14 protein-coding genes and 2 tRNA genes are annotated in these 18,685 nt (G+C 44.3%); 7 read left to right on the top strand and 9 right to left on the bottom strand.

Annotation, left to right across the window (positions count from 1 at the left end; translation table 11 throughout):
* Positions 1-8: 8 nt before the first annotated feature.
* The 4 genes from H4W00_RS00165 to rimI all read left to right on the top strand — a co-directional run bounded on the left by H4W00_RS00165 (position 9) and on the right by rimI (position 2,502).
* Positions 9-82 (top strand) — tRNA-Gly (locus H4W00_RS00165).
* Between the two features lie 123 nt (positions 83-205).
* Positions 206-280, top strand: a tRNA-Thr gene (locus tag H4W00_RS00160).
* Between the two features lie 402 nt (positions 281-682).
* On the top strand, positions 683-1,873 hold the full coding sequence (tuf, locus tag H4W00_RS00155; protein WP_209955299.1) for an elongation factor Tu: 1,191 nt from the start codon (positions 683-685) through the stop codon (positions 1,871-1,873).
* A gap of 149 nt (positions 1,874-2,022) precedes the next feature.
* Complete coding sequence (gene rimI / locus H4W00_RS00150; RefSeq protein ID WP_209955297.1) at positions 2,023-2,502, top strand: ribosomal protein S18-alanine N-acetyltransferase; 480 nt, start codon at positions 2,023-2,025, stop codon at positions 2,500-2,502.
* 6 nt (positions 2,503-2,508) lie between these two features.
* Here rimI and H4W00_RS00145 read toward each other — a convergent pair whose 3' ends face one another.
* The 3 genes from H4W00_RS00145 to trxB all read right to left on the bottom strand — a co-directional run bounded on the left by H4W00_RS00145 (position 2,509) and on the right by trxB (position 4,894).
* On the bottom strand, positions 2,509-2,946 hold the full coding sequence (locus tag H4W00_RS00145; RefSeq protein WP_209955295.1) for a MerR family transcriptional regulator: 438 nt from the start codon (positions 2,944-2,946) through the stop codon (positions 2,509-2,511).
* A gap of 88 nt (positions 2,947-3,034) precedes the next feature.
* Complete coding sequence (gene aat, locus H4W00_RS00140) at positions 3,035-3,805, bottom strand: leucyl/phenylalanyl-tRNA--protein transferase (RefSeq protein WP_209958745.1); 771 nt, start codon at positions 3,803-3,805, stop codon at positions 3,035-3,037.
* 69 nt (positions 3,806-3,874) lie between these two features.
* On the bottom strand, positions 3,875-4,894 hold the full coding sequence (trxB, locus tag H4W00_RS00135) for a thioredoxin-disulfide reductase (RefSeq protein WP_209955293.1): 1,020 nt from the start codon (positions 4,892-4,894) through the stop codon (positions 3,875-3,877).
* 1,129 nt (positions 4,895-6,023) lie between these two features.
* Between trxB and H4W00_RS00130 the strand changes: the two genes are divergently transcribed.
* Both H4W00_RS00130 and H4W00_RS00125 read left to right on the top strand, forming a co-directional pair.
* Positions 6,024-9,431 (top strand): DNA translocase FtsK 4TM domain-containing protein, encoded by a 3,408-nt coding sequence (locus H4W00_RS00130; protein ID WP_209955290.1) that lies wholly within the window; start codon positions 6,024-6,026, stop codon positions 9,429-9,431.
* A gap of 222 nt (positions 9,432-9,653) precedes the next feature.
* Positions 9,654-11,147: an amidase gene (locus H4W00_RS00125; protein WP_209955289.1), complete on the top strand. Its 1,494-nt coding sequence runs from the start codon at positions 9,654-9,656 to the stop codon at positions 11,145-11,147.
* A 351-nt stretch (positions 11,148-11,498) separates the two neighbouring features.
* Here the strand turns inward: H4W00_RS00125 and H4W00_RS00120 are convergent, their stop codons facing one another.
* Together H4W00_RS00120 and rlmH are read right to left on the bottom strand one after the other, a co-directional pair.
* Positions 11,499-12,398 (bottom strand): DODA-type extradiol aromatic ring-opening family dioxygenase, encoded by a 900-nt coding sequence (locus tag H4W00_RS00120; protein WP_209955287.1) that lies wholly within the window; start codon positions 12,396-12,398, stop codon positions 11,499-11,501.
* A gap of 225 nt (positions 12,399-12,623) precedes the next feature.
* A complete protein-coding gene (gene rlmH, locus H4W00_RS00115) occupies positions 12,624-13,112 on the bottom strand; it encodes a 23S rRNA (pseudouridine(1915)-N(3))-methyltransferase RlmH (RefSeq protein WP_209955285.1) in 489 nt (162 codons plus the stop codon).
* Between the two features lie 338 nt (positions 13,113-13,450).
* Here rlmH and H4W00_RS00110 point away from each other — a divergent pair, with 338 nt between their 5' ends.
* A complete protein-coding gene (locus H4W00_RS00110) occupies positions 13,451-13,897 on the top strand; it encodes a DUF2147 domain-containing protein (protein ID WP_209955282.1) in 447 nt (148 codons plus the stop codon).
* A gap of 359 nt (positions 13,898-14,256) precedes the next feature.
* Here the strand turns inward: H4W00_RS00110 and H4W00_RS00105 are convergent, their stop codons facing one another.
* From H4W00_RS00105 to H4W00_RS00090, 4 genes are all read right to left on the bottom strand, one after another.
* Complete coding sequence (locus tag H4W00_RS00105) at positions 14,257-14,793, bottom strand: DUF421 domain-containing protein (RefSeq protein WP_209955280.1); 537 nt, start codon at positions 14,791-14,793, stop codon at positions 14,257-14,259.
* A gap of 213 nt (positions 14,794-15,006) precedes the next feature.
* A complete protein-coding gene (locus tag H4W00_RS00100; protein WP_209955278.1) occupies positions 15,007-15,495 on the bottom strand; it encodes an ABZJ_00895 family protein in 489 nt (162 codons plus the stop codon).
* A gap of 110 nt (positions 15,496-15,605) precedes the next feature.
* Positions 15,606-17,681 (bottom strand): D-alanyl-D-alanine carboxypeptidase/D-alanyl-D-alanine-endopeptidase, encoded by a 2,076-nt coding sequence (locus H4W00_RS00095; RefSeq protein ID WP_334684824.1) that lies wholly within the window; start codon positions 17,679-17,681, stop codon positions 15,606-15,608.
* Between the two features lie 287 nt (positions 17,682-17,968).
* Positions 17,969-18,574, bottom strand: coding sequence for a 3'-5' exonuclease (locus H4W00_RS00090; RefSeq protein WP_209955276.1), 606 nt, complete (start codon positions 18,572-18,574; stop codon positions 17,969-17,971).
* Between the last annotated feature and the right edge of the window lie 111 nt (positions 18,575-18,685).

The following is an 18,685-nucleotide window of genomic DNA, read 5'->3' as shown; positions in this document are numbered from 1 at the left end:
GAGTTTATGCGGGTGTGGTATAATGGTAACACCTTAGCCTTCCAAGCTAATGACGCGGGTTCGATTCCCGCCACCCGCTCCATACATGTGGCACCAATCGCAAATAGTAGCTTTAAATAGCAATGAATAATTAATCACGACAGCCAGTTTTAATCGCTGTTTCGTGATATTTTTTTTAGTATAACCCAGTGGTTGTCTAAAATATGCTCATATAGCTCAGCGGTAGAGCACTCCCTTGGTAAGGGAGAGGTCTTGAGTTCAATTCTCAATATGAGCTCCATTTATTATTCAAGTTTGCGTCGCCTATGCTCGGTTCGAACTTGATCTGAAGAAGCTGGTTATAAATATATTCATAACAATCTTATTCGACATCGTTATAACTTTTTGGCCGATATTGAAAAAAATTAAACAGACTCGGCAAGTAATTATTCAAAGGTAACACCGAGGTGTTGCCTTTTAGTGTTGTCAGTACGTTAATTTTATGCACGACCATACTTTGATCTACTGAGTTTTGCCGTAGCGATGGATTGAAAAATTTAGCACAGTATCCATATAATATGGCTGAGCTAATAAGTAACATTTAACAGATTAACCCTAGCGTCAACGGTTTAATGGTTTTAACTCTGTCATGAGCCGCCAAACAGCTAATTATTAATGATCAACCAATAAAGAGGAAACACTCATGGCAAAGGCCAAGTTTGAACGCAAAAAGCCACACGTCAACGTCGGCACCATTGGACACGTTGACCATGGCAAAACCACCCTTACCGCCGCTATCGCAACCGTAGCCGCTATCACTTCAGGCGGCGAAGCCAAAGACTACGCGTCTATTGACTCAGCCCCTGAAGAAAAAGCCCGTGGTATTACCATCAACACCAGCCACGTAGAATATGACACCGAAGCCCGTCATTACGCACACGTCGACTGCCCAGGTCACGCCGATTATGTTAAAAACATGATCACTGGTGCCGCGCAAATGGACGGCGCAATCTTAGTCGTATCAGCAACTGACGGCCCTATGCCACAAACCCGTGAGCATATCTTGCTATCACGTCAGGTTGGCGTACCATACATCATCGTATTCATGAACAAATGCGACCTCGTAGACGACGAAGAGCTGCTTGAGCTAGTAGAAATGGAAGTTCGCGAATTACTTAGCGACTATGACTTCCCAGGTGACGACACCCCAATCGTTAAAGGGTCTGCGACCCAAGCCCTAAAAGGCGACGAAGGTCCGTACGGTCAACCTGCTATTGTAGAACTACTAGGTATCCTAGACACCTACATCCCAGAGCCTGAGCGTGACGTCGACAAAGCATTCTTAATGCCAATCGAAGACGTCTTCTCAATCTCAGGTCGTGGTACCGTCGTTACTGGCCGTGTCGAATCAGGCATCGTCAAAATCGGTGACGAAATTGAAATCGTCGGCATCCGTGCCACCCAAAAAACCACCTGTACCGGTGTAGAGATGTTCCGTAAACTGCTTGACGAAGGTCGTGCAGGCGAAAACTGTGGCGTATTGCTACGTGGTACCAAGCGTGAAGACGTACAGCGCGGACAAGTATTGGCCAAACCAGGCTCAATCACCCCGCATACCAAATTTGATGCCGAAGTATACGTACTAAGCAAAGAAGAAGGCGGTCGTCACACCCCATTCCTAAACGGCTACCGTCCCCAGTTCTACTTCCGTACCACCGACGTCACTGGCGCAATCCAGTTACAAGACGGTACTGAAATGGTTATGCCTGGTGATAACGTTGAGATGGGCGTAGAGCTTATCCACCCAATCGCTATGGACAAAGGTCTACGCTTCGCTATTCGTGAAGGCGGCCGTACGGTAGGCGCTGGTGTGGTTGCTAACGTTAACGTTTAAGACTGAATGTAGTATTTAAACCGTTAGTCAAAAAGTCGCTCTCTTTATTGAGGGCGGCTTTTTTTATGGACGACGATAAGCGTTAGGATGGTAATATGACTTATTGATAAAAATGAGCGGTGTTTAAAAAGAAAAATAAAGGAAGGATAATGCTAAGTATAAAAAAGCTATTAGACGATGGCGCTGAACGTCAGAAGAATATCCAAGCAGTGGCAGATATTGAAGTGGCTGTTCAGACGCAAGATGCCTGGACTTACCAGGCGCTTACTGACTTACTTACCCAAGACAGCATAAAACTAATCACCGCTACTGATCTAACTAATGATGAGGTCGTTGGTTACTGCCTATATCAGATAGTCTTTGAGCAAGCCGAAATACTGCGGATTGGTACCCATCCACAATTTCAGCGTCAGGGTATCGCCTCGCAACTATTTGCAGTGCTAAATAAAGCAATGGCAGCCAATGAAGTTGAGAGCCTGCTGCTAGAAGTCCGTGCGGACAATGCACCTGCGATAGCGCTATATAAAAAGCAGGGGTTTACGATTATCCATAGACGCAAAGGCTATTATCAACAGCTGCATCAGTTATCGGTAGATGCGTTGATTATGCAGCTTAGTTATATTGAGTAACTCTTTTTAAGAAGTTGGTGTCGTTTGCACTTTACAGTCCTCAACACTGTGCTTGTAGGTAGCGTCTGTTTTCATACGTTCGAGGACAGCAATACGCTCGGCGAGTAGCTCAACCATGAGGTTAATATTGGCCTGCTGTTTTTTAACCTGTTCAAGTTTTTGCTTAGTAACGGTTAGTTGATCATCGAGGTCAAGGTGGCCATCATAATAGTCATTAAGACTGTCTTTAATTTCAGTTAAAGTAAAACCAATGGCCTGTGCGCTTTTGATCAATTCAATACGCTCAATGCATTCGGGATGAAACTCTGTATACAAACGTGATCCTGCCTGACGCTTACGGGATTTTAGTAACCCCAACTGGTCATAATGGCGTACAGTGTCTTTGGTAGTATTGGCCTGCGATGCCAGCGCTCCAATCAGCAAAAATGACCTATCTAGTGCCATAGTAAAACCTTGTGAGCATGAAGAATAAGTTAATATTCAATAAAAAATTAAGAATTAAAACAATAAAATAGTGCGGTAATCGCCCATTTTAAGACTCGTTTTTTTGTATTTGCCACGGTACTGGGGATTCTAGCATAGCAACTGCCCATGCTTGATGAGAGTCAGGTTGCCATGTTACCGAGCGATTGCCAATTAAGGTATCTAATTGGCTCAGAAAATCAGCTCGTGGCAGAGTTGTAGCACCCAAGCTGATCAAGTGCTCATTTGGTAACTGACAGTCGACCAGTGCGACATTACTTTGTACGCATAAACGCATTAACCCCCAAAATGCTAGTTTTGAAGCATTTGAGGCGCGATGAAACATGGATTCGCCAAAATAGATACTGCCGATCTTGAGCCCGTACAAACCACCAATTAGCTGACCATCATCATCCCAAACTTCAACGCTATGGGCAAAGCCACGAGCATGTAGCTCGGTGTATGCTTCGATCATCTCATCATGAATCCAGGTATGCTCGCCCTCTGGTAACCCGTCACTGCGCGGCAAACTACAGGCACGTATAACGTCATCAAACGCTTGATTAAGGGTCAATTGCCAGCGCTCATGTTTGGCCTGGCGACGTAGTGATTTACTCGGCTTATAGTCAGTTGGCACCATGACACAGCGCGGCTCAGGGCACCACCAGGCAATAGGTTCATCTTCATTAAACCAGGGGAATAGCCCTTGAGCATAGGCCGAAATCAGAGTTTCGGGAGCCAGATCACCACCCACCGCTACCACACCGATACCATTAGGGTCGACGTCGGCAGGATTGGGGAAGTCATAACGCCCAAGACTTTTTAAGGTCTCAGGCGTCATATGATCTACATTAGTATGTTGACCATCAGTATCGATTAAAGAATGGTCATTCTCAGCAGGATCATTCACTTAAGCTTCTTTGTCCGCAGTCAAAGTCGACGCGTAAGTATGATCTTGAGCATGGGTTTCACCGATGGCATCTAGATATTTTTCGGCATCAAGCGCTGCCATACAGCCAGTTCCTGATGAAGTGATCGCTTGACGGTAGACATGATCAGCCACGTCACCAGCAGCAAAGACGCCGTCAATACTGGTTTGGGTAGCGTTACCATTAAGACCGCTATTGACAATGATATAGCCATTTTTCATGTCTAGTTGGCCGCTGAACAGGTCGGTATTAGGCTTGTGTCCAATCGCGATAAAGACGCCAAACACATCTAGCTGCTTGGTGCTGCCATCGACAGTAGACTTAATCACCACGCCATTGACGCCCATATCATCACCGACTACTTCTTCGACGCTATGATTCCATTCGATTTTAATGTTGCCGTTTTTGGCTTTTTCGAACAGTTTGTCTTGGAGGATTTTTTCTGAGCGCAAGCTATCACGGCGATGTACTAAAGTGACTTCAGCTGCAATATTAGATAGGTATAGCGCTTCTTCAACGGCAGTATTACCACCACCGATAACCGCCACTTTTTGGTCTTTATAAAAGAAGCCATCACAAGTAGCACAAGCTGACACGCCTAGACCTTTGAATTTTTGTTCTGATTCTAGTCCCAAATACTGGGCAGAGGCACCAGTTGAGATAATCAATGCGTCGCAAGTATAGCTGCCATTGTTGCCCTCCAATTTAAAGGGACGCTCGCTAAGATCCACCGTGTTGACATGGTCATAGACCAATTCGGTACCAAAACGCTCGGCATGGGCTTTCATACGATCCATTAACGCAGGACCCGTTAAGTCATGAGCATCGCCTGGCCAGTTATCAACTTCGGTCGTGGTGGTGAGCTGTCCACCTACTTCTAAACCGGTGACCATAACAGGCTTTAGGTTCGCACGTGCCGCATAGACGGCGGCGGAATAGCCGGCAGGGCCTGAGCCTAAAATAATCAGTTTTTCGTGGCGAGTAGGGTTAGCAGTTGTCATGGATGTTCCTTACTAAATATGAAAATTAAAAGTATAAATATAAATATAAATATAAAATGTAATGAAAAATAATCATTAAAAGTTGGTGCTAATATGTTTTTCTAATGGCTGAGTGATACTAACATAAGGCCATTCAGTAGAAAGCGCAAGTTTGCTAAAATAAACATGGATATCATTAGAATCAAAGCATATTAATTATTGATATAATATCGAATGCATGACTGTCATCTGCAAATACTGCCTTTTTCAAGCGGACTTTTTTGAACGAATAGCATTATATTCTTGCTGTTATTGTTTGCTGGCCTATCCGTTTACCTGCAAATTTGCCTGCTGACTAAATTTTTGTCTTCTTTATTAATAACAGGGTCGCCACCTAAGCTATGTATTTGTTATTATAAGAAGTTATGCTAAATGTAATGAGCATCGGGATGGGATTATTCGCTATCGATAGCATTGACGCAAATAAGTAATCCATACAGTCAATTTGATTTAAAAACGATACAGTGCTGCTGTTATGAATTTTTCGCAGCCTCTGTCACGCCTGCGAACAGCAAGCAAGAAAAATTTATAACAGTAGCACGCTGACACAAGGGCATCTATTTTATTTTAAACTGGCTATAGTCATTAACGAACACCTTATAGAACCAACAGCTTATAGAACGAATACTCTATAAGCTGTCACTATTTGAATCGCAATTATCTTTTAGCGCATTTTCTAGGACATAGCGCACTTTTTAGCACATCTTGTCATCTAATAAAATACCTAGCAGATGACTATTAGCTGCGAAGTGCTAAGGATGTATAGCTGCGAAGTGCTAAGAACGTATTTTACGTCATAAGCGACATCCTAGGTACCCTTTATTGGTACCCTTTATTGGTACCGCATTGGTACGGCATTGGTACTGCATTGGTACTGCATTGGTACTGCATCGGTACTGCATTGGTACTGCATTGGTACTGCGTTACTAGTGCATTGGTACTACCATAATAGGCCAGCAGCTATGCCATAATAGACAGGGTAATAATAGCCTGTTCGCTACCCAAATTTAAATGAGCACTTTATGTCAGCATGGTTAGGTTTAATCATGAGTTGGCGATAATTTAGTATTAATAACAAGGCAGATCCTACGTGATATCAGCAGCACTTATTGAGTATTTAAAAAAAGGCATATTCACCCTTCTTGGGCTAATAGTGGCAGTTTATCTGTTCATTATTTTACTGACCTATACCGGTAATGATCCCAGCTGGTCGCATATCAGTAGCGACATGAACACCATTAATAATATGGGTGGCGCGATGGGTGCTTGGTTATCTGACTTGCTTTATAGCTTTTTTGGTTTTGGCGCATGGTGGCTGCTGGCATTTATAGTGTACGAATCCATCTTAATTTGGTGGGATAATAAATCGACGTTTTGGCTATTACGGTTAATCGCCTATGTGTTTTTAATATTAAGTGCCAGTGCCTTATTTGCCCAATTAGTCGCCTTAATTCAGCAAGTATCAGATCCGGCAGCAGTTGGGCTTAAAGGGCTTGCTGGTGGTATCATTGGGCTTGAATTACAGGTACGTTTGGTTCAGCTGTTATCACAGTGGGGTAGCGTGGCATTTTTGACAGTATTCGTCATTATTACCGCGACCTTTGCGTTTAATATCCATTGGCTTATTCTTTATCATAAGCTCACCAACTTAGCCTGGTTCGGTTCTGGTGTTAGGAGTGAGCATACGGAACCGTCTACTGCGGTAGCAGATAACGGCCTACACCAAACCACTCAAACTCTTGTTGCCGCTAAAGAGTCAACCAGCAAGAAGGCCAAGCAAGGGCAGCCAGACTATGGCCAGTTGCCCCTTGAGCTACAATCTACTTCGAGTACTCATGGCGTTAACGGTAATCCAGTAGCAGAGAATAGTGGTCGTTTCGGTAATGCATTGACCGATTTTTTAGCCAAATCAGGACTTGGTGCCAGCGTTAAAGCCTCTATAGCGTCGGCTGCGGCAAAAAATGCTATGAACGACGGTTTACAAACAGCAGGAGCCACACCCAGCTCCTATGCTAGCCATCCCGGCAACAACAGCCACGGATCAGCGACTGCCTTTAATCAAGCCACAACTGTAATACGCAAAGTGGAACCTAGCTTTGCATGGAATGATGCGGGTACCGTTGAAGAGTTATTAGCAAATAAGCCAGTTATTACTGAGCAACATCTACCTGCTTCTAATAATGCTATGGCTGCTTCAAACATTGATTTTTCAAATACAGACTCACCTTCAGAATTATCTACACCTGCAGAGGCGCACGTCGCTTCCTTCACTGTCGACGTAGACACTTCTGACTCAGAAGAGAATTTTGTTCAAAAAATGCCTGATCAAGCGGGCTCTCATAGCGCTGCTGAGGCTGATGCTGAAAATAATGAACCACATGCCTTGACTTCTAAGGTTAATATATTAGCAGACGCTTGGTTAGCAGAGCATATCGCAGTTCCAGCTTCCGTACTAACACTATCAGAAAGTACAGAATTAGCAGACCAACAATATAGCTCGACCGCGCAACCAGGCTTAGACAAGCCGGCAAACTCAGCTGACGACTCAACTACTGGCTTTGCTAATAATGAAAGTCCTGATAATGATGAAAGCTCTGCCAATAATAAAGGCTCTGAGTTATCAAATGCTTTTGAATCATCAATAGTGCCCGAAACCCCAGATGTTTCTACCGTAGCAAGTAGTATTCAGTCACATCAGCAAGAGCCAAGCGCCGTAGCTGATGTGACCTCAACCAATACGCCACCTACTAATCCACAATCTGCTCCAACGATGGCTACCGCTGGTTCAGTCAAAACTGCTGAGCAAAGCACCAGTGCTGAGACCGTAGTAGATCCTAAGCCGACCTTTAAATTTTTGGTAGCAGATGGCGACTCGAGTAATTACATCACTGACATGATGCCAGAGCATGATAGGTCTGCTGACGATGATTTGGACACACCCGTCATGCCTGAAATTCATGACGATGCTGCTTTTTCTCAGCGTTCACGGTCGATGCAAACGGCCAAATATCGCGACAGCCTGTCGGCCATTCCAGCGGTATCTATCCTCGATAAGCCAGATCCTAATCGTCAGCCCAGCTATACTTTAGCGGAGCTTGAGCAGTTGTCAGAACTGTTGGAAATTAAACTGCAAGAGTTCAATGTCAAAGCGCAAGTAGTGAATGCGATACCGGGGCCGGTGGTCACGCGCTTTGAGGTAGAGCTTGCCGCAGGTGTAAAAGCCAGTAAGGTGACTGGTATTTCGCGTGATTTGGCACGCTCATTATCAATGGCGTCTTTGCGGGTGGTCGAAGTCATTCCGGGCAAACCCTACATTGGTATTGAAGTACCTAATAAACAGCGTGAAATGGTACGCTTAATTGAGTTGCTTGATACCGAAAAGTTTAACGACCCCAAAGCGCAAATTAGTATGGCAATGGGCAAGGATATCGGTGGTAAGCCGATTATTACTGACCTTGCGCGCGCGCCACATATGTTGGTCGCCGGTACCACAGGTTCCGGTAAATCAGTATTGGTTAACGCTATGCTGCTGTCGATGCTGCTTAAATATACGCCTAGTGAGCTGAGACTTATCTTAATCGACCCTAAGCAGCTTGAGCTTGCCAACTATAATGATATTCCGCATCTATTGACGCCAGTCGTGACTGATATGACGGAAGCGGCCAGTAGCTTGTCATGGTGTGTGGCAGAAATGGAACGCCGCTATCAGCTTATGAGCTTACTTAAAGTCCGTAAACTAGATGAGTTTAACAAAAAAGTCCGCGCTGCTGAAAAAGCAGGCAATCCGATGTTAGATCCATTATGGCGACCCAACGATAATGTCAGCATCAGCCAAGCACCTAAGCTTAAAACCTTACCAATGATTGTCATTGTCGCTGACGAATTTGCCGATATGATCATGCAGGTGGGCAAGCAGGCAGAAGAGTTGATCACCCGACTGGCACAAAAATCTCGGGCGGCAGGCATTCACTTGATATTGGCCACCCAGCGGCCATCAGTAGATGTCATCACCGGCTTAATTAAGGCCAACATTCCGGTACGTGCCGCTCTGCGAGTCAACTCTAAAGTAGATTCGCGAACTATCTTGGACAGTGGCGGTGCTGAGGACATGCTCGGTAATGGTGATATGCTGTTCTTAGGGCCGGGGCAAATTGAACCGGATCGCGTCCATGGCGCCTATGTTAGTGATGAAGAGGTCAATAGTATCTGTGATGCTTGGCGTGAACGTGGCGCGCCCGATTATATTGATAATATGGCAGGCAACTTTGAGCTCTCTAGTCCTGGCGGTGGTAGTGCTGGTAGTCCATCGGGTGAAGATGATGATCTTTACAATGATGCGGTTGGCTTTATCATGGAAACTCGTAAGGTTTCTGCTTCTAGTATCCAGCGCAAGTTCAGTATTGGCTATAACCGTGCCGCACGTATTGTCGACTCGATGGAAGAGGCGGGACTGGTCAGCTCTATGGGTAAAAGTGGTAAGCGTGAGCTATTGATGTAAAAACTAATACTGCTGATCGTGTAAATATGAGGCGAGTTACGAGAGTAGCTCGCCTTTTTTGATCCAAAATTAGTCTTACAAAACATTAAAATCAAGAGCGAGAAGTATAATATTTTCGATATAAGTCATTCTACTGACTGGTCATTATCCTTCTTGTGCCTATTGCCTTTTGTTTTAACGCGCTATACTCAGTCAACACTTATATACCAAGGAAGGTCAGACATGTTTAAAGAATATAACCAATATGATGCGTTAGGATTGGCAGCATTAGTAAACTCCAAGCAAGTAAGTGCCAAAGAGTTGCTGGATGCGGCGGTTGATACTGCTAACAGACTTAACCCAAAACTCAACGCCATCATTCATCGTTTTGATGAGCGCGCCTATCATGCAGCGCAAGCAGAATTGCCCGCAGGGGCTTTCACTGGTGTGCCTTATTTGCTCAAAGACTTATCGTTTGATTTTGCTGATGAGCCGCTCACTATGGGCAGTCGCAGCGTCAACATTGTGACCAAGCATGATAGTGAAATTGTTAAACGTATGAAAGCGACCGGGGTCAATACCTTTGGCAAAACCAATACTCCTGAGTTTGGTTTGATCATTACTACCGAACCCAAAGCACACGGTGTTGCCCACAATCCTTTTAAAGAAGGCTATAGCACTGGCGGTTCATCAGGTGGAAGTTCAGCAGCAGTGGCTAGCGGTATTGTTCCTATGGCGGGTGCAGGTGATGGTGGTGGTTCGATACGCTTCCCTGCGGCATGGTGTGGTACATTTGGGCTCAAGCCAAGTCGAGGTCGCAATCCACAAGGTCCATCAATCAGCGAAGGTTGGGATGGCGCTAACGCCGATCATGTTATCACTCGTAGCGTTCGTGACAGTGCCGCGATGCTCGATGCGACCAGCGGTGCCGAAATCGGCTCACCTTACATTATCGCACCGCCTGATGGCACATTTTTGCAGGCGGCGATGCGTGCGCCAAGGCCTTTAACCATTGCTTTACATCAACAGCCATTAGTGGCTAATACTGTAGTGGATAAAGAGGTCTTAGCGGTACTTGAACAGACTGTTGCCCAGTTAGAGTCAATGGGCCATCGGGTCATTCCTGCTGAGCCCAATATAAACATTGACAAGTTTTGGCATGATTTTTTGGTGGTGGTTTGCGCGCATACAGCTTTCACTATTGATAATATTGAAAACTGTTTTGGGGCGGAGCACATAAAAAACCTTGAACCACAAACTTATAATATGGCGATGCTGGGACGTTCATTATCAGCGGTAGATTTGGTCCATGCCAAACACGGCTGGCATGAAAGCCAATATCAAACTGGTAAGCTGCTAACGGAATACGATATGATTCTGAGTCCGACTGTGCCAACAGCTGCAGTAAAACATGGCATATTGCCACCAAGTCGTATGGATGAGATGCTGATGCGCAGCGCTGGCGTGCTCAATAAAGGCTTTAATATGGGTAAATTTGCCTTTAGCTCGGGCATGATCGAGAAGCTAAGCGCACCAGTATTAGGTAAAATGGGTTTTACTATATTAGGTAATATTACTGGACTACCTGCTATGTCATTGCCATTAGGAATGAGCAAAAAAGGCTTGCCTATTGGTATGCAATTAATTGGCCGTATGAACGATGAGGCCACGTTATTGAGTGTCGCAGGAGAGATGGAACGCGCAGGTCTGTTTACTAAACCCGCTTTTGAATTGTAATACTTCTCTCAAAAACAGCTTAACTTTATAAGTACTCAGTACAGTTATTCTACTTCAAAAAGATGCTGTACGGTGTCGCTATTTCCAGAACCCTGGGAGTAGCAACGCCGTATATAGTTAAAATACCTTAAAAACGCGACGGTACTGCTGGTATACGCTTTTTGCAGCCTCTGTCTGCTTAGGCACAGTAAGCAAGAAAAACTTATGCCAGTAGTACGCTATGTATCGATACTACTTTTCATTGATTATAGTAGATGAGAAGAGTGTTCTTACAGATATGAGTCTTGAGCATACGGTTTTAATAACCGGGTGTATGTTGTTTAGTACTGGCTATTAAGCTCAAAAAATCCATCAGTCAAAGCGATAAATATCCATACCAAGGCTATGATGTGTCATGCTTTCATGGACCACAGAGACTCGTTGGCCAGCACCCAACGCAAAAAACAATGGCAATAAGTGTTCGTCACTGGGATGGATATTACGAAAGTTAGGATACTGCTGCCAGTCCAACGCGGTAGGAACATCAGTTTTGAGCTGTTGAAGTAGCCATAATTTAAAATCTTTAGCCGCATAATCGACACTTTCAGATTGCCAGCGTAACGCTTGTAGGTTATGAGTGATGTTTCCTGAGCCAATAATCATTATTTGCTGACTACGCAAGTGCGCCAGCTGCGCGCCTAATTGATAACAGGCGACGCTGTCGTAATGCTGTGGTAAGGAGATTTGGATGATAGGGACATCGGCTTGTGGATACAGATGCCGCAGTGGTGACCATACGCCATGATCACACACACGTATTGGATTGACACTACAGGCAATACCGCGTCCACTCAGCTGCTGAGCGAGGGATTCGGCAAGCGGCGCATTACCTGCTGCTGGATATTCTAACTGATATAGTTCGGGATCAAAGCCCGAAAAATCATGCCAGGTCTTGGGCTTAGGATTGCTACTGATTTCAAGTTTAGAAGATAGCCAGTGTGCAGACATAATGATAATCGCACGCGGCTTGGGTAAGTTCTGTCCCATACGGGCTAATGCACTAGTGGTTGCTGATTGTTCAATCGCAAGGGTTGGCGCACCGTGAGAAATAAACAACGCTGGCAAGCGTGCCGCATTTGTCAGTCCAGCAGGCGCGTCCGACCAAGCAACGGCCCCAGTGATAGGTGTCGTTGTGTCGGCAGCATTGCGATTATAATCGCGATATTGACTAGGATTAGATACATTAGAATTAGCAAATTTTGGATAGCTCATGTTCAGTCTATTAGGGCGTGCGCCAATTTTTCAATCTATTTTACTATTACTATTTGATTGCTAATGAGGTTTTATGGACTGCTCAAAAATAGGAAGTTAAATATAAAACTGATATCTGGCTGCCGATTAAAAATTTTAGCTGAATTATTACAGCGGATTCGTTAGTTGGTCTGCCACCGTAATCGTCTGCTCGTTGGTTTTATACGTAGTGGATCTCATACATTGTTAATTGCCGCGATGATAAGGGTGGTTATTATTAAGACTCATGGCTCGATACAATTGTTCCATCAGCACCACGCGCACTAGAGGGTGAGGTAGTGTCAGTGCTGACAACGACCATTTCATATCGGCCTGTGCCAATACGTCTTGTGATACCCCATCTGCGCCCCCGATGACCAGTGCAATGTCATCGCCTTGCTGCATTGCAGCAGTCAGTTTACCTGCCAAGTCTTCCGTTGACAGCATCTTACCTTTGACATCCAACACCCATAGCTGTTCCCGTCCAGCAGTAGCATGGGCGGCCAATATAGTTTGACCCTCTAGTTCACAGTATTGCGCTACATTAGCATCAGAAGGGTTTTTGGCGCGTTTAGCAGCCGCAAGTTCAACGATTTCGGTGCTCAGCATGGGTTGAATACGTTTGTAATATTCATCAACGCCCTCTTGGACCCAACGGGGCATTTTAGTACCAACGGTCAAAATTCTTGCTTTCATATAGTATTGCTCACCTAATAGTGTCACTTATCTAACAGTTGGTATAATTTTAGTACAATCAGAGTGATATCAACCAGAGTGATATCAAGGTCACTCGATACCAGTAAATATCGTTGAAAACTTTAACACATCCATGGCAGGGAGCGACTTTATATTGAAAGTATAACCGATCGCCATCGAGCTTGATTCTATAACAGTATTTTTTTAGTGAAATATATACTTTACTACTAGACGTATGTGTGGTTTACTACCTTTTAATTGAACGATTGTCTAATAATATTTAAGTATTCATTGGGATATTGTTTTAGATATTCTACTACTCGCGAAAGGAATCGTTTATGAATCGCATTATATCTGGTCTATTAGCCGTCGGCGTAACTACCTTATTATCTACTGCTGCTCTAGCCGCCTCACTTAGTGACACCAAGTGGCAAACTGTAGATGATAAAACTGGTGAGAAAAAAGCCATTGTTTTACTATCAGAAAATAGCGGACAAATATCTGGCAAGATAGTTAAAATCTTTGATCCTGCAGATGCCAAAGAAATGTGTACTCTCTGCTCTGGATCACTCAAGGATCAACCGGTTTTAGGGCTGAAATTCTTGACAGGTTTTAAAACTAGTGGCGGCAATGTATGGACGGATGGCACAGTCATAGACCCTGAAAATGGCAAAACTTATTCAGGTAAAATGACCTTAAGTGATAACGGACAGAGTCTCGAGCTTCGTGGCTATGTCGGTTTGCCTATGTTCGGTCGTACACAGACATGGAGCCGCATAAAATAGTGTTATAGTTTCTAGCTAATTAAATAATAGTTTAAAAAAGGACAGTCAGGCTTATACCACTGTCCTTTTCTATGGGCTTCATTATCATTATAAAAACTATAGCTCTTAGATCACCACCTGAATTTATCCTCACTTTTTCCTTATGTTAGTCATCAAGACTAGTCATCAAGGCTAGTAATTAGGGCTAGTAATCAAGATTTGATCACTAAGTTAACGGCAGAGTAGAGGCATATCCATGATTATCTATTCGTTGTTACTAAGATCCAAGAGGCATCCAACACTCTCAAAGTCAATTTGAGTGCTATAAACACCTTCATCTCAACGAGTCTAAATTTCAGTAAGACTCGGTTTCAATGAATCTAGGTCAAGTTGGCAATAGTCTCAGAAACTTGAACCTCGCCGTCAGCCAGTGCAGAAGATTTGGACTTGGATATGACCGTGAGTTTTGCATCGGACTCAAAGACTATGGCCTCAATATCACTTAAGCTATGGATGCCTTCCGAGCGCATCGCACAATCAAGCTCTTGGCGGGTCAGACGCTCAGCTTGCATGGCCTCAGGTAAATACTGACCCTGATAAAATACAATGCGTGGCTCAGACAAAATAACGCTGCTGAACTGTGGTGAAATAGCAGCGTATTTAGTTACTAAAAACTGTAATAAATACAGCACTATGATGGAAGCGCCACCTTCTATAAAAGGTATGTTTTCGAGCAAAATAGTACTGGCGCCTAAGGAGCCAATCATCACCGTGACGATCCAATCAAAGTTATTGAGTTGGGATGTGGAGCGTTTGCCTGAAACCTTAGTGATCAACACGATTAAGACATATACCATAGCTGCGGTAAGTACAATTCGTCCAAGCTTGTCTATATTGTCAAAAAGTAGCATATCCATATTACTTTACTCCTAATAGTGAGACAAATAGCGATAATGTCGGGTAGCTTATACCTCAACAACACAGCCCTTTAATTTAGCGTAACCAATTTACTCAATAATAGTATAAAAATTTTGTAGCGCGTTATAGTGGCTTGCCTAATTAGTCGCTCGACCCATAAAAATTTAGGTGAGACATAGAGCGACTATCCTAACTGCCTGGCGTCATGGTTTTTATTTAGGGGCAAGTAAGCGATTAAATACCCAAACACCTATACGAGCACTGACCAAAGTGAGTAGTAATATCATTACTAAGGCGCTAAGCAAAGGTAGGGGCTGCTGAGCGGTCATCTCAATCAATACTTCACGATCGATAGCATCGAACAGTAATAGCCATAGACTAAAGAAATAAATAATGGTGGCGAGCCAGACTGCCCCGATACTGCCCACTGTTAAACGATTAATTTCGCTGGCGGTCAGCGCACGCTGGTGATGCTTAATAAATTTATTTACCGCAATATAAGCCCCAATTAAGACCGATAGTACGGTGACCAGTTGTGAGCTAATGGTTACTTTGCTTTGAATCATCATGAAAACCGCGCTTGAGAGCACATAGCCAATCGCAAAAAATCCTACGTATTGCACCAACCTGGTCTTTTCAAGTTGTCCAGAGTGGTTTGGTTGAACCTGGCGCTTACTAAGGGTGGGCCTGTTGCTTGACATATACTTGCCTATATTAGAATCAAAACTATTATTTAATTAACAGGGTAACACTTGGTTCTTAAGAGCTACCTGTCACGGCTGTCATGCTGCTAAAGCTTTCTTAGTCGCCATCAGTGCTGAGCAGTCCAGTCCAACATGATGTCCAATACCGGTCTGGCAGCATAGGGGTTTAACGCTTCTTTGGTATTAATCAATCCTACCACAGTATAGTCTTGGCCTGACTGCCCTTTGACATAACCTGCCATTGCCGTGACATTATTCAAAGTGCCCGTCTTGATCCATGCCCGTCCAATAGCGGCCGAATCTGGTAAGCGCTCGCTATGATGCAAAATAGTGCCACTCACACCAGCGACGCCTAATGAATCAACATAGGCAGCAAAGCTTGGCTGGTGATACGCGTAAGCTAACAGCTCGTCCAAGTTAGCAGCGGTAACGGTACACTCTCGGCATAGCCCAGAACCATTGGTCAGATAGGGTGGCGGCGTGATCAGATGTGTTTGCCACCAGTCATTAATAGTTTGTAGTGCTTGAGGATAGCTGGTAGCGACGGGGCCACCGAACTGATATAAGCTGGTGGCAGCGCTGCTAGTAGGTTGCAATATAGCGTTACTGGTAGATTGTACTGTAGGCATCGCCAAATTTTGCTGATCTTGATTACCCTTGTCGTAAGCCCCTAATGATAGCGTCACTTGTTCGGCCATAACATTATTTGAGAAATGATTGATATCATATATCTGCTGAGTAAGCGTCAGCGATGGATAGCTGACGATCGGTAACGGTGACAGTGGCAATGCTGCTAAACCGCGTCTGGCTTGAGCACCTAGAGCAGGTTTATAAACGGTCTCTTGGGTCAGCACTTGACCGCTAAGCGTATTGCCCAGCTGCTGCCATTTTTTGGCAACCACGCGGGCGGCAAAGTCTTTAGCGTCAGGATAAGTCACATAAAATATATGCTCACCGCAGCTATCGGGTAGCTTGGCATTGAGGCTTAATTTATCCGTTTGCCATTGCGGTGCCAAACTATAACTTGCTTGAGAACAAGCGGCGGGTCGTGTGTCTATCAGCTTGGGTAGCTGATAGTTTGCCAGTTCAGGGGTATATTTTAGTTGTGCTTGGCCATTACCTAGCGGATAACTGTGAATACCCATACTGCCAAAGTTGACCAAAAATCCGTCAGGACTGGCGTTATAAGGTCGTAGTGGGGCGTTGTCAAAAGCCGCAGGATCCTTGCTGATATTTTTAAAGATAGCGCTATCAATAATGAGGTTACCATCAATATGATGAATACCTACTTTTTGTACTTGATATAAGAGTTGTTGCAGGCGCTCGTGAGTCATCTTTGGATCACCGCTACCTTGAATAATGAGGTCGCCATACAAACGATTACCAATTACCATGCCAGTATGATAAACCCGTGTCAGCCAAACAAAGTCAGCACCCAAGGTATCAAGAGCAATAAAGCTAGGAATGAGCTTCATAGTGCTGGCAGGCGTGCGCGCGATATTGGGTTGGTGGCTCAGCAAGGGAGCTAATATAGCTTTAGTGGCTATTGATTCATTATTAATAGTAGCAGAGTCATCACTAGTGCCCTGATTCGTTGGCAGGATGGATGGCTCACTATTGAGACTTTGGTGGGTATAAGGGTCGTCGGTATAAGCGTTTAGCTGGCGTTCTTTTCGTTGAATGACCTGTTTCTCAATAATAATAAGTGTGGCTTGGCTGTTGACGCCTTTATTAATATCAACGCTCTTAGAAGGCTTTTGATCTGTAGTGCTAGCATTGGTAGTTGTCATTAGTTTAGGTTCAGTACTGATATTATTAGGGCTAGCACTGTCAATACGAGTATCAAGAACACGTGAACTATCAATAACCTGAATCGGCAGTGGCAAGCGACTGGCCTGTTTCTCGCCGACTGGCGTTATTATGATACTGATATCATCTGGCGTTAACTCTGCTCGAGTAAGTGCTGTTTGAATGGCCTCTGGTAATATGGCTTGAGCGCTCAAAGGTATTAAGACCATGCACGCACCAAGCAATGTACAGACTGCAGTTGGCCTTGCTGAGGGCATAAAGGCCTTATTAAATAGCCGCAGTTTTACTGGAAAGAATACAGTGTCATTGATAAATGGGCGATGATGGCGGGATTGATGGAAGGACTGATGGCAGGACTGAAAGAGGGTACGCATGAGCAATCTATTGTCAGGTGGCAAAAACCGCCTATGTTAACATGAGTTGCTAAATTGGCGCAGCGACGCCACAAAACTCATATAACAAAAGTATAGTTAATGAAACGTAATATCGATATATAACGTACTGCTGGCATAAGTTTTTCTTGCTTGCTGTGCCTACGCAGACAGAGGCTGCAAAAAGCTTATACCAGCAGTACTGTAGCGTTTTTAAGATATTTTAACTATAGATGCCTGTTTTTAAAAGTTTGCCGCGAGCGTGCAAAAGTAGCCACCATCAACCACCATCAGCGTATGTGTAAAAATGCCATGGCAGTCATTACCGCATCGTTATAGGCATCATGAGTTCCTAATTGAGGAATATTATAATGGGCCAGAATCTTGTTCAAATGCTGCGACTGATTAGGGATATCTTGAGTATGACCGCCCCTCCGCCGACTGTATAGTTGGCGCACATCAATCACTTCATTAGGTAGGGCAGTGCCCATATAATGCTTCACCAATGGATTTAAAAATCTGGTATCTATCTGCGGGCAAAATCCTACTATGGGTCTATTATCAATAAAGGGTAGCAGTAGCGCGAGCATCTCATCATAGCTGATACCGATCTCAACATCCGCGCTGCGTAGTCCATGAATAACGATAGTATCGCGATTAGGCATAACTGGTGGGCGACAGACCAGATGCAGGCCATTACCCGTATCAATAGTATCGCCATTAATATGGATAGCAGCTACTGATAGTAAATGGTGCTTTTTGGGGTTAAGTCCAGTCATCTCGCAGTCAATAGCGACCCAGCACTCAGCTACGGGCGGCGCAAACATAGATGCCAGTTCTGGTCGTTGTAGCTGTGTTTTTTGCCATGAAGTCATTAACTGCTTAAGCCAGCTCATAGCCTTTCCAAATCCGTAAAATATAAGCCATAACACATAAGTTAACCCCTCTATTCTATCTTTAGCTGTCTATCTTATTTCTAATTGCTATTCTATCTCTAATTGCTATCC

This window comes from Psychrobacter sp. PL19, assembly GCF_017875835.1.
Classification (GTDB): Bacteria; Pseudomonadota; Gammaproteobacteria; order Pseudomonadales; family Moraxellaceae; genus Psychrobacter.
Note: the sequence above shows the minus strand (reverse complement) of the source record. Positions and strands in the feature narration are given on the sequence as shown.

What these genes read in the sequence shown, in the direction of transcription:
- H4W00_RS00095 (WP_334684824.1), bottom strand. Translation starts at nt 17,681, where the DNA reads ATGCGTACCCTCTTTCAGTCCTGCCATCAGTCCTTCCATCAATCCCGC.
- H4W00_RS00100 (WP_209955278.1), bottom strand. Translation starts at nt 15,495, where the DNA reads ATGTCAAGCAACAGGCCCACCCTTAGTAAGCGCCAGGTTCAACCAAAC.
- trxB (WP_209955293.1), bottom strand. Translation starts at nt 4,894, where the DNA reads ATGACAACTGCTAACCCTACTCGCCACGAAAAACTGATTATTTTAGGC.
- aat (WP_209958745.1), bottom strand. Translation starts at nt 3,805, where the DNA reads ATGACGCCTGAGACCTTAAAAAGTCTTGGGCGTTATGACTTCCCCAAT.
- H4W00_RS00120 (WP_209955287.1), bottom strand. Translation starts at nt 12,398, where the DNA reads ATGAGCTATCCAAAATTTGCTAATTCTAATGTATCTAATCCTAGTCAA.
- H4W00_RS00090 (WP_209955276.1), bottom strand. Translation starts at nt 18,574, where the DNA reads ATGAGCTGGCTTAAGCAGTTAATGACTTCATGGCAAAAAACACAGCTA.
- H4W00_RS00145 (WP_209955295.1), bottom strand. Translation starts at nt 2,946, where the DNA reads ATGGCACTAGATAGGTCATTTTTGCTGATTGGAGCGCTGGCATCGCAG.
- rlmH (WP_209955285.1), bottom strand. Translation starts at nt 13,112, where the DNA reads ATGAAAGCAAGAATTTTGACCGTTGGTACTAAAATGCCCCGTTGGGTC.
- tuf (WP_209955299.1), top strand. Translation starts at nt 683, where the DNA reads ATGGCAAAGGCCAAGTTTGAACGCAAAAAGCCACACGTCAACGTCGGC.
- H4W00_RS00105 (WP_209955280.1), bottom strand. Translation starts at nt 14,793, where the DNA reads ATGGATATGCTACTTTTTGACAATATAGACAAGCTTGGACGAATTGTA.
- H4W00_RS00125 (WP_209955289.1), top strand. Translation starts at nt 9,654, where the DNA reads ATGTTTAAAGAATATAACCAATATGATGCGTTAGGATTGGCAGCATTA.
- rimI (WP_209955297.1), top strand. Translation starts at nt 2,023, where the DNA reads ATGCTAAGTATAAAAAAGCTATTAGACGATGGCGCTGAACGTCAGAAG.
- H4W00_RS00110 (WP_209955282.1), top strand. Translation starts at nt 13,451, where the DNA reads ATGAATCGCATTATATCTGGTCTATTAGCCGTCGGCGTAACTACCTTA.